This window comes from Mycobacterium sp., assembly GCF_035314665.1.
Taxonomy (GTDB): domain Bacteria; phylum Actinomycetota; class Actinomycetes; order Mycobacteriales; family Mycobacteriaceae; genus Mycobacterium.
Genome location: NZ_DATFZD010000225.1, coordinates 1 through 9910, shown reverse-complemented (window position 1 = coordinate 9910; position 9910 = coordinate 1). Strand labels below are relative to the sequence as shown.

Sequence of the window (9910 nt, the reverse complement as noted above, 5' to 3'; positions counted from 1 at the left end):
GTTATCGGCTTCATTGCCGCCGCGTTGTGCGCACACGGGACGGCCAGGGCCGCTGACCCGGCGAGGTGTCTGTTGCCAAGCGCCTCTTGACAACTCCGGCCCGCACGCGCGACCACTAGCTGGTGCGCAAATCAGCTTGCGGTCTTTTCCCGCAGGAACGCGATGTCGTCCTTGCGGCCCTCGTCGGCGGTTTCGCAGATGACCGGAGCGTCGGCCGCGTTGACCACCGCAGCGAGCAGCTCCGGGTCGATCTGGCCGGTGCCGAAATTTGCATGCCGGTCGGCGCCGGAGCCCGCCGCATCTCGCGAGTCGTTGCAGTGAACCAGGTCGATGCGACCGGTGAGGGCCTTTATCCGGTCGACCGCGTCGATCAGCGCTTCGCCTGCGGCCCAGGCATGGCAGGTGTCGAGGCAGAAGCCAATGCCCTTGTCGCCAATGTGATCCCAGAGCCTGCCGATGGTGTCGAAATAGCGGGCCATCGCATGATCGCCGCCGGCGGTGTTCTCTAGATACACCTGCACATCGGTTTCGAGATAGTCCAGCGCTTTGACCCACCGCTCGAAGCCGGCCTCCATGTCGTTGTCGTCAGCGTGACCACCGTGCACAATCACCGCGGTCGCGTTGATCTCCGCGGCCGCGTCACAGGTCTCCTGCAGGATCTTGCGCGACGGAATGCGGATGCGGTTGTTGGCCGACGCCACATTGATGAGATACGGCGCGTGGACGTACAGCGGGATTATCGATGCTTTCAGCGTCTCGGCGTCGTCACGCGGCTTCGGCTTTTTCCAGCTCTGCGGGTTGCCGAGGAAGAACTGCACCGCGTCGGCGCCGTCCACCTGCGCGGCGGCCAGGGGATCGTCGTTGCGGACATGGGAACCGATGAGCATTCGGCCAGTCTAGTGGGTCACCACATTGTGGCGAGCAGACGCAAAAGCCCCCGACACGCCGCGCGTGCGGGGGCTTTTGCGTCTGGTCGCGCTACCGAAACCTAGCGGTAGTCCGAGTACCCGTAGTCGTCCAGCGGAACCGCGGCTCCGGTCGCCTGGCCGAAGTCCGGGCTGTAGTACTGATCCTCGTACGACGGGATCGTGTACGCCGCCGCCCGGGCCTCCTCGGTGGGCTGCACCTGGATGTTGCGGTAGCGGTTGATACCGGTACCCGCCGGGATCAGCTTGCCGATGATCACGTTCTCCTTCAGACCGTTGAGCCTGTCGCTGCGGCAGTTGATCGCCGCATCGGTCAGCACTCGCGTGGTCTCCTGGAACGACGCCGCGCTCAGCCACGAGTCGGTGGCCAGTGACGCCTTGGTGATACCCATCAGCACCGGGCGGCCGGCCGCAGGCTCGCCGCCCTCGGCCACCACCCGACGGTTCTCGGCCTCGAACCCAGCACGCTCGATCAGCGAGCCGGGCAGGAACTCCGTCGAGCCCGAATCGATGATGGTCACCCGGCGCAGCATCTGCCGGACGATCACCTCGATGTGCTTGTCGTGGATCGACACGCCCTGCGCACGGTAGACCTCCTGGACCTCCTTGACGAGGTGGATCTGCACCTCGCGGGGGCCCTGCACGCGCAGCACCTCGTGCGGGTCGGCAGAGCCTTCCATCAGCTGCTGGCCCACCTCGACGTGGTCGCCATCGGTGAGCAGCCGCTCGGAACCGTCCTCGTGCTTGAACACCCGCAGCCGTTGCCGCTTGGAGAGCTTGTCGTAGACGACTTCCTCGCCACCGTCGTCGGGGACGATGGTGATCTTGTAGAAGCGCTCGCCCTCCTCCAGACGCACCCGTCCGGTGACGTCGGCGATCGGCGCCTTGCCACGCGGCACCCGGGCCTCGAACAGCTCCTGCACACGGGGCAGACCACCGGTGATGTCCTCACCGACACCACCCTGGTGGAAGGTGCGCATGGTCAGCTGCGTGCCGGGCTCACCGATGGACTGGGCGGCCACGATGCCGACCGCCTCACCGATGTCGACCAGCTTGCCGGTGGCCATCGAGCGCCCGTAGCAGGTCGCGCAGACACCGGTGCCGGTGGTGCAGGTCAGCACCGAACGCACCTTCACCTGCGTGATACCGGCGGCCAGCAGCGCGTCGATCTCCGGGTCGCCCAGGTCGTGCCCGCGCGCGACGACGACGTTGCCCTTCTCGTCGACCGCGTCGGTGCCCAAAGTGCGTGCGTAGGCCGAGGTTTCGATGAACGGGTCGCGGATCAAGGTGCCGTCGGGCTGACGCTCGGCCAACTCGACGACGATACCGCGCTCGGTCTCGCAGTCGCGCTCGCGGACGATGACATCCTGCGACACGTCGACCAGACGACGGGTCAGGTAACCCGAGTCGGCGGTACGCAACGCGGTGTCCGCCAACCCCTTCCGGGCGCCGTGGGTGTTGATGAAGTACTCCAACACCGTCAGGCCTTCACGGAACGACGACTTGATCGGCCGCGGGATGAACTCACCCTTCGGGTTGGTCACCAGACCCTTCATGCCGGCCAGCGTCCGGGTCTGGGTGAAGTTACCGGTGGCACCGGAGTCGACGATCGTGATGATCGGGTTGTCGCTCGGGTAGTGCTCGCGCAGCGCCTCACCAACCTCGTCGGTGGCTTCCTTCCAGATCTCCACAAGCGCCTCGTTGCGCTCGCCGTGGTTCAAAGCACCACGCTGGAACTGCTTTTCGACCTTGTCGGCCCGCTCCTCGTAGGCGTCCAGGATCTCCTGCTTGCCCGGGGGAACCAGCACATCGGCCATCGACACGGTGACTCCGCTTCGGGTGGCCCAGTGGAAACCGGTGTCCTTGAGCTTGTCGACGGTCTGCGCGACCACGATCATCGGGTAGCGCTCGGCGAGGTCGTTGATGATCGCCGCCTGCACCTTCTTGTGCATCTGCTTGTTCACGAACGGATACCCGACCGGCAGCAGCTCGTTGAACAGCACCCGACCCAGCGTGGTCTCGGCAATCCAGGAATCGCCAGGCTGCCAACTGTTTTGGCCGAACACCTCGGTCTCGACCTCGGCCGGCGGCCGCAGCTGGGTCAGCCGCACCTTGATCTTGGCGCGCACGCTCAACGCACCGCGGTCCATCGCCATGATCGCTTCGGCCGGCGAGGCGTACACCCCGGACTCCGGACGGTCCTTGGCGGCCGGCTGGTATTCGCCAGTGTCGCCGGGGATCTCGGTGGTCAGGAAGTACAGCCCGGTCACCATGTCCAGTCGCGGCATGGCCAGCGGACGGCCCGATGCCGGCGACAGGATGTTGTTGGAAGACAGCATCAGGATGCGGGCCTCGGCCTGCGCCTCCGCCGACAGCGGCAGGTGCACGGCCATCTGGTCACCATCGAAGTCGGCGTTGAACGCCTCACACACCAACGGGTGCAGCTGAATGGCTTTGCCTTCCACCAGCATCGGCTCGAAGGCCTGGATGCCCAGCCGGTGCAGTGTCGGCGCGCGGTTCAGCAGCACCGGGTGCTCGGCGATGACCTCTTCGAGCACATCCCAGACCTGCGGACGCTGACGCTCCACCATCCGCTTGGCGCTCTTGATGTTCTGCGCGTGGTTGAGATCGACGAGCCGCTTCATCACGAACGGCTTGAACAGCTCGAGTGCCATCAGCTTGGGCAGACCGCACTGGTGCAGCTTGAGCTGCGGGCCGACCACGATGACCGAACGGCCCGAGTAGTCGACGCGCTTACCGAGCAGGTTCTGCCGGAACCGGCCCTGCTTACCCTTGAGTAGATCGCTCAACGACTTCAGCGGACGGTTGCCCGGCCCGGTGACCGGACGGCCGCGACGGCCGTTGTCGAACAGCGCGTCGACGGACTCCTGCAGCATCCGCTTCTCGTTGTTGACGATGATCTCGGGCGCACCGAGATCGATCAGCCTCTTGAGCCGGTTGTTGCGGTTGATCACCCGGCGGTACAGGTCGTTGAGGTCGCTGGTGGCGAACCGGCCACCGTCAAGCTGCACCATCGGACGCAGCTCCGGCGGGATCACCGGGACCGCGTCGAGCACCATGCCCATCGGCGAGTTGGACGACTGCTGGAACGCCGCGACCACCTTGAGCCGCTTCAGCGCGCGAAGCTTCTTCTGCCCCTTGCCGTTTCGGATGACGTCACGCAGCGTCTCGGCCTCGGCCTCGATGTCGAAGTTCTCGATGAGCTTCTGGATCGACTCCGCGCCCATCGCGCCGGTGAAGTACTCGCCGTAGCGGTCGATGAGCTCCCGGTACAGGTTCTCGTCGACGATCAGCTGCTTGGGAGCCAGCTTGGTGAAGGTGTTCCAGATGTCCTCGAGCCGGTCCAGCTCACGCTGTGCCCGGTCGCGCAGCTGGCGCATCTCACGCTCACCGCCGTCGCGAACCTTGCGCCGCGCATCGGCTTTCGCGCCCTCGGCCTCCAACTCGGCGAGGTCGGCCTCCAGCTTCTGCGCGCGTGCCTCCAAGTCGGCGTCGCGCTGGTCCTCGACGGCCTTGCGCTCGACGACCATCTCGGCTTCGAGCGTGGACAGCTCGTTGTGCCGCATTTCGTCGTCGACGGCGGTGATCACGTAAGCGGCGAAGTAGATGATCTTCTCGAGATCCTTCGGCGCCAGGTCGAGCAGGTAGCCCAACCGCGACGGCACACCCTTGAAGTACCAGATGTGCGTGACCGGCGCGGCCAGCTCGATGTGGCCCATCCGCTCACGACGCACCTTGGCACGGGTCACCTCGACGCCGCAGCGCTCACAGATGATGCCCTTGAAGCGAACCCGCTTGTACTTGCCGCAGTAGCACTCCCAGTCGCGAGTGGGTCCGAAGATCTTCTCGCAGAACAGGCCGTCCTTCTCCGGCTTCAGCGTGCGGTAGTTGATCGTCTCCGGCTTCTTGACCTCGCCGTAAGACCATTGCCGGATGTCGTCCGCGGTGGCCAGGCCGATGCGGAGTTCATCGAAGAAGTTGACGTCTAACACGTAACTCCCTTTCCCCTTGCGGGTGTAGTAACAAGAAAATAATTAGGCCAAATCCTCAACCGAGGCAGATTCGTTGCGCGACAAGTTGATTCCCAAGTTCGCCGCTGCGCGTTCCAGATCCTCGTCGTCGCCGTCGCGCATCTCGATGGCCGCGCCGTCGCTGGACAGCACCTCGACGTTGAGGCACAGCGACTGCAGCTCCTTGAGCAGCACCTTGAACGACTCGGGGATGCCCGGTTCCGGGATGTTCTCGCCCTTGACGATCGCCTCGTACACCTTGACCCGGCCGACCGTGTCGTCGGACTTGATGGTCAACAGCTCCTGCAGCGTGTACGCAGCGCCGTAGGCCTGCATGGCCCAGCACTCCATCTCGCCGAACCGCTGGCCACCGAACTGCGCCTTACCACCGAGCGGCTGCTGGGTGATCATCGAGTACGGGCCGGTGGAGCGGGCGTGGATCTTGTCGTCCACCAGGTGGTGCAGCTTCATGATGTACATGAAGCCAACCGTCACCGGGTACGGGAACGGCTCGCCGCTGCGGCCGTCGAACAGCACCGCCTTGCCGTCGTGGTTGACCAGCACGTCGCCGTCGCGGTTGGGCAGCGTCGAGGCCAGCAGGCCCTGCAGCTCCTCTTCCTTGGCGCCGTCGAACACCGGGGTCGACACGGTCTGGTTCGGCTCCGCGTGCAGCAGATCCTCCGGCAGGTTGGCCGCCCAATCCGGCGTCCCGCCGGCCACGTCGACCTGCCAGCCGGCCTTGGCCACCCAGCCCAGATGCGTCTCGAGGATCTGGCCGATGTTCATCCGTCGCGGCACACCGTGGGTGTTCAGGATGATGTCCACCGGCGTGCCGTCCGGCAGGAACGGCATGTCCTCGACCGGCAGGATCTTGCCGATGACGCCCTTGTTGCCGTGCCGTCCGGCTAGCTTGTCACCGTCGGAGATCTTGCGCTTCTGGGCCACGTAGACGCGGACCAGCTCGTTGACACCGGCGGGCAGCTCGTCGTCGTCCTCGCGAGAGAACACCCGGATGCCGATCACCTTGCCGGACTCGCCGTGCGGCACCTTCAGTGAGGTGTCGCGGACCTCGCGGGCCTTCTCACCGAAGATCGCGCGCAGCAGCCGCTCCTCCGGGGTCAGCTCGGTCTCACCCTTGGGGGTGACCTTGCCGACCAGGATGTCGCCGTCGCGGACCTCGGCACCGATACGCACGATGCCGCGCTCGTCCAGGTCGGCCAGCACCTCGTCGGAGACGTTCGGGATGTCCCGGGTGATCTCCTCGGCACCCAACTTGGTGTCGCGGGCGTCGATCTCGTGCTCCTCGATGTGAATCGAGGTCAGCACGTCCTCCTCAACCAGCCGGTTGGACAGGATGATCGCGTCCTCGTAGTTGTGGCCTTCCCAGGGCATGACCGCGACCAGCAGGTTCTTGCCCAGCGCCATCTCACCGTTCTCGGTGCACGGGCCGTCGGCGATCACCTGACCGGCCCCGACCCGCTCACCGGCGTCCACGATCGGACGCTGGTTGGCGCAGGTGCCGTGGTTGGACCGAGCGAACTTGCGCATCCGGTAGGTCTGCCGGGTGCCGTCGTCGGCCATCACCGTGGCGTAGTCGGCCGACACCTCCTCGATGACGCCGCTCTTCTCGGCGACGACGACGTCGCCGGCGTCGATCGCGGCGCGCAGCTCCATACCAGTGCCCACCAGCGGTGCCTCGCTGCGCACCAGCGGAACCGCCTGGCGCTGCATGTTGGCACCCATCAGGGCGCGGTTGGCGTCGTCGTGCTCGAGGAACGGAATCATCGCGGTGGCCACCGACACCATCTGGCGCGGCGAGACGTCCATGTAGTCCACCTCGGACGAGGACACATACTCCACCTCGCCGCCCTTCCGGCGAACCAGCACGCGGGACTCGCTGAACCGGGCGCCCTCGTCGAGCGGCGAGTTGGCCTGCGCGACGACGTGGCGGTCTTCCTCGTCGGCGGTCAGGTACTCGATCTCGTCGGTGACCACACCGTCGACCACCTTGCGGTACGGCGTCTCGATGAAGCCGAACGGGTTGACCCGCGCGTACACCGACAGAGAACCGATCAGCCCGATGTTCGGACCTTCCGGGGTCTCGATCGGGCACATCCGGCCGTAGTGGCTGGAGTGCACGTCGCGGACCTCCAGGCCGGCGCGCTCACGCGACAGACCACCGGGGCCCAGCGCCGACAGCCGGCGCTTGTGGGTAAGCCCCGACAGCGGGTTGTTCTGGTCCATGAACTGCGACAACTGGCTGGTGCCGAAGAACTCCTTGATCGCGGCGACCACCGGCCGGATGTTGATCAGCGTCTGCGGCGTGATCGCCTCGACGTCCTGAGTGGTCATCCGCTCGCGGACGACGCGCTCCATCCGGGACATGCCGACCCGGATCTGGTTCTGGATCAACTCACCGACCGTGCGCAGCCGACGGTTGCCGAAGTGGTCGATGTCGTCGGTCTCCACCGGCACCTCGACGCCGCCGGGCACGGTCATCGTGGCCTGACCCTCGTGCAGGCGCACCAGGTATTCGATGGTGGCGACGACGTCCTCTTCGGTCAGCGTCGTCGACGACGTCTCGGCCGGCTTATCGCTCAAGCCCAGCTTCTTGTTGATCTTGTAGCGGCCGACGCGGGCCAGGTCGTAGCGCTTTTCCTTGAAGAACAGGTTCTCCAGCAGGGTCTGCGCGGACTCCTTGGTCGGCGGCTCGCCCGGACGCAGCTTGCGGTAGATGTCCAGCAGCGCCTCGTCGGTGCCGGCGGTGTTGTCCTTCTCCAGCGTCGACATCATGATCTCGGAGAACCCGAACCGGTCCCTGATCTGCTCGGCGGTCCAGCCCAGCGCCTTGAGCAGCACGGTGACCGGCTGACGACGCTTGCGGTCGATGCGCACACCGACGGTGTCGCGCTTGTCGACGTCGAACTCCAGCCACGCACCGCGGCTCGGGATTACCTTGACGCTGTGCAGCAGCTTCTCCGTCGACTTGTCGATGGACTCGTCGAAGTAGACGCCCGGCGACCGGACCAGCTGGCTGACCACCACACGCTCGGTCCCGTTGATGATGAAGGTGCCCTTCTCGGTCATCATCGGGAAGTCACCCATGAACACCGTCTGGCTCTTGATCTCACCGGTGTTGTTGTTGATGAACTCGGCGGTGACGAACAGCGGGGCCGCGTACGTCATGTCCTTGTCTTTGCACTCGTCGACAGGGGCCTTGACCTCGTCGAACCGTGGATCGGAGAAGGACAGCGACATCGAGCCGGAGAAGTCCTCGATCGGGGAGAGCTCGTAGAGCACCTCTTCGAGGCCACCGACCGGTCTGGTGTCGCCGCGCGCAGCCGCGGCCTCGCGCCAGCGCGGCGCGCCGATCAGCCACTCGAACGAGTCGGTCTGCACGTCCAGCAGACCTGGGACCTCGAGAGGTTCTCGCAGCTTGGCGAACGAAATTCGGTTAGGTGCCCCGGGAACGGAGCTGTTAGAGGTAGAACTTTGAGGGTTTTTCTTGCTCTGGCGGGAGACTGCCAAGATGCGTCCTTCCAGCACCTCGCGCGACTAACGGTGCCGGAGACCACCGGACCTGTTCGCCGCTATAACTGTGTCGGTTCGGCTGGCGGACGAACTGTCCGGATCTCACGCACGCAACTAGGTCGCTGAGCCCTAAAACGGGCTCAGGCTGGGACCACGGTGTCAGGTGGCAGGTGAGGTGGGCAGGATGCAGCCAGCGCAACGTCCAACAATAGCGCAGGACTGCGCATTCCTCAACTACCGTGCCCGGGGATAACGGCGCTGGCTGGCGTCTGCATCTACCCGTTCACGCATACTGCCCAACAGATTGGCCCCTTCGGGCGCTTCCGTCAAGAGGTGACGCGCCAAGTCGGTGGATCAACTCCTTCCGGGTAGGCCTATCGGGCCGTGACGGTCGCAAGCGCGGCGAAGCCGGGCGCAGCGGGCCGTCACTACAAACATGAGGTCAGTATCCGCGCTGGGTGGGGATCGAGGCGGTGTCGGCGTCTTCGTCGCGGTGCCGGCCCGGACCGTCGGGCTCGTCGGCGTAGTCGGGGACGGGGTATTTCTGGGTGCCCTCCAGCGAGTCGAGGATCGCTTTCTGCGCATCCTTGGGCAGCAGGTGCAGGTTCTCCCGGACCCGGGCTTGGCGACGGGCGACCGCCTTGCGCTCGGGCATGCCGGGGGTGGCGAGGATCTGGGGCGGCACACCCTCGACCTCCTCGACACCGCCATCGACATGGCCGGCCTCCAAGTGGGCCTGCTCCTCGGCCATGGTGGCCTCGTCCTTCTCCTCCGACATCCCAATCGGGCCGATCCGACGACCATTAAGGAACTGCTTGACCACCGGCTCGTCGCTGGTCAACAACACCTCACGCGGACCGAACATCACCAGATGCCGACGGAACAACATGCCCATGTTGTCCGGCACCGTCCGGGCAATGTTGATGTTGTGCGTCACGATCAAGATCGTGCAGTCGATCTGGGCGTTGATATCGATGAGCAACTGGCTCAAGTAAGCGGTACGGACCGGGTCCAGACCCGAGTCCGGCTCGTCACACAGGATGATCTTCGGATCCAACACCAGCGACCGGGCCAACCCGGCGCGCTTGCGCATACCGCCGGAGATCTCACCGGGGAACTTCTTCTCATCCCCACCAAGACCCACCATCTCCAGCTTCTCCATGACCACGTCACGGATCTCGCCTTCCTTCTTCTTGGTGTGCTCACGCAGCGGGAAGGCGGTGTTGTCATACAGGTTCATCGACCCGAACAAGGCGCCGTCCTGGAACATCACCCCGAACAGCGTGCGGATGTCGTAGAGCTCCTTGGCCGAGCACTCGGTGATGTCGGTGCCATCAACGATGATCGAACCCCGCTCCGGGCGCAGCAACCCGATCAGCGACTTCAAAAAGACGGACTTACCGGTACCCGACGGGCCCAGCA

4 protein-coding genes are annotated in these 9910 nt (G+C 65.2%); all 4 read right to left on the bottom strand.

What is annotated here, in order from left to right:
* Positions 1-131: 131 nt before the first annotated feature.
* Positions 132-887 (bottom strand): deoxyribonuclease IV, encoded by a 756-nt coding sequence (locus tag VKI00_RS16890; RefSeq protein ID WP_324439326.1) that lies wholly within the window; start codon positions 885-887, stop codon positions 132-134.
* 101 nt (positions 888-988) lie between these two features.
* Positions 989-4939 (bottom strand): DNA-directed RNA polymerase subunit beta', encoded by a 3951-nt coding sequence (locus VKI00_RS16885; RefSeq protein WP_324439324.1) that lies wholly within the window; start codon positions 4937-4939, stop codon positions 989-991.
* A 42-nt stretch (positions 4940-4981) separates the two neighbouring features.
* Positions 4982-8485: a DNA-directed RNA polymerase subunit beta gene (locus tag VKI00_RS16880; protein ID WP_414687224.1), complete on the bottom strand. Its 3504-nt coding sequence runs from the start codon at positions 8483-8485 to the stop codon at positions 4982-4984.
* A 445-nt stretch (positions 8486-8930) separates the two neighbouring features.
* Positions 8931-9910, bottom strand: a 980-nt coding sequence (locus VKI00_RS16875) for an ABC transporter ATP-binding protein (protein WP_324439320.1), incomplete at its 5' end; no start/stop codon positions are given.

Coding starts and splice junctions, on each gene's coding strand:
- VKI00_RS16890 (WP_324439326.1), bottom strand. CDS start 887: ATGCTCATCGGTTCCCATGTCCGCAACGACGATCCCCTGGCCGCCGCG.